The sequence below is a fragment of the Brochothrix campestris FSL F6-1037 genome (assembly GCF_000525915.1).
In the GTDB taxonomy this organism is placed as follows: Bacteria; Bacillota; Bacilli; order Lactobacillales; family Listeriaceae; genus Brochothrix; species Brochothrix campestris.
On sequence record NZ_AODH01000097.1, the window covers coordinates 1 to 1,090 of the forward strand.

Sequence of the window (1,090 nt, forward strand, 5' to 3'; positions counted from 1 at the left end):
TTGGAATCCTGTATTTAAAGCTATTTCCGATTGCTAGGTAAATGCTTGTTTAATGTTTTTAAACTAGCGTTTATGTTGTGAAGAAACGAAAGGTTTTTTAGTCTGAATCAGTGATTGGTAAGCAGGGGAATTTTTGTGTTGTAGCGCAATCAGTAATTGCTGTGCTAGTTCGTATGTTTCTTTGAATTCAACATCCAGTGTCATAAAGTAATCGATGATTCCTGTCGAACTTTTTTGTCCGTTAAATAAACGATGATAGCGATAATCAAAATCGCTTAAGTCTGTTTTGTTTTTTGAGAAGTAATTTCCAATACGCTTTGAGTTTACGATAAATCTTTTTATCTTCTGAGTTTGGAGTATCATAACGGTTCATGAGTTTAATACGTGTTTGATTAAGGGAGCGTGTTAATAATTGGGACAAATGAAAACGATCGATGATGCAATCTTCTAGATGGGAGGATATCAATGATTTCATATTTTTTCGCATCAGTGAAAATAAAACACATCTGACTATCAGCACTCTTTACCGATTTGAATTCATCCATTGAAAGATGTAGTGGAAGCCTTTGATAGTTCGGTTTGAATTGAGGAGACCATTGGTGTAAAGCACGATTAACAGTAGTTGTTGTAACACTCTGTCTAAAAGCGATATCTTTTTCAGAAGTAATAAACTGTCCTTCGGCAGCTAGTGTTTGGATGACACGTTTGGAGATAAAACAATTTCGTTTTACCATCGAAGTTGAAGCGATAAAGGTTGTTTTACATCCTTTACATAAGAAGCGTTGCTTCTTTAAAAAGAGATAGGTTGGAAGGTTATTTGTTTTAGGGAGTGTGATACGTGATAGTTTAGTTCCGTGTTTACTGAGTTTAACTGTTTTATTATTAAAGCCGCAATTCGCACACCGTGAGGGTGTGTAAGAGCGTGTACCAAAATAACAAGTGCTTAAAACACCTTTAATTAACTGAGTTAAACACCATGTTTTTGGAAAAGAAATAGTTTCATCTGTAATTCCAGAGGAATTCGCGATATTATTAAAAGTGATAGCTGACATTGTCGAATCCCGCTTATAAATTTGTTGTGATGACTTAA

3 protein-coding genes are annotated in these 1,090 nt (G+C 34.7%); all 3 read right to left on the reverse strand.

The annotated features are described in order from the left end of the window. Window positions 1–63: 63 nt before the first annotated feature. On the reverse strand, window positions 64–363 hold the full coding sequence (locus BCAMP_RS14090; RefSeq protein ID WP_198015810.1) for a hypothetical protein: 300 nt from the start codon (window positions 361–363) through the stop codon (window positions 64–66). After that, the gene (locus BCAMP_RS15165; protein ID WP_084038884.1) at window positions 266–487 is read right to left on the reverse strand and encodes a transposase; all 222 of its coding nucleotides are present in this window, start codon (window positions 485–487) and stop codon (window positions 266–268) included. Before BCAMP_RS15165 ends, BCAMP_RS14090 begins: the two co-directional genes overlap by 98 nt. Beyond that, on the reverse strand, window positions 393–1,090 hold a 698-nt coding region (locus tag BCAMP_RS13305; RefSeq protein ID WP_232217993.1), incomplete at its 5' end, for a transposase family protein. The genes BCAMP_RS15165 and BCAMP_RS13305, both read right to left, overlap by 95 nt.